Raw genomic sequence first — 480 nt, 5'->3', positions numbered from 1 at the left:
TGGTGGTGCTGAAGCGGCTGGAGGACGCGCTGGCCGACGGCGACACCATCCACGCCGTGATCAGGGGTTCGGCCGTCAACAACGACGGCGGGGTCAAGGCGAGCTTCACGGCACCGACAGTCGGCGGTCAGGCCGATGTGATCACCGAGGCGCTGGCCGCCGCGGAGGTCGGTCCCGAGGACATCGACTACGTCGAGGCGCACGGCAGCGGCACCGTGATCGGGGATTCGATCGAGGTGCAGGCGTTGTCGCGTGCGTTCGGCGGTGCCGGCTCCTGTGCTCTGGGATCGGTCAAGGCCAACATCGGCCACCTCGACGCCGCCGCCGGCATCGCAGGCCTCATCAAGACCACCCTCGCCCTCGAACACGAACTCCTGCCCCCCTCCCTGAACTACCAGCGCGGCAACCCCGACATCGACTTCACCAACAGCCCCTTCCACGTCCAAGCCCACGCCACCCCCTGGCCCCGCACCCCCGACC

1 pseudogene is annotated in these 480 nt (G+C 69.2%); it reads left to right on the top strand.

The annotated features are described in order from the left end of the window. Positions 1–480: pseudogene (locus ADK52_RS09140) on the top strand (polyketide synthase); the annotation flags it as partial.

It is taken from the genome of Streptomyces sp. WM6372 (assembly GCF_001279655.1).
Classification (GTDB): domain Bacteria; phylum Actinomycetota; class Actinomycetes; order Streptomycetales; family Streptomycetaceae; genus Streptomyces.
This window is presented reverse-complemented; position numbering and strand designations above follow the sequence as displayed.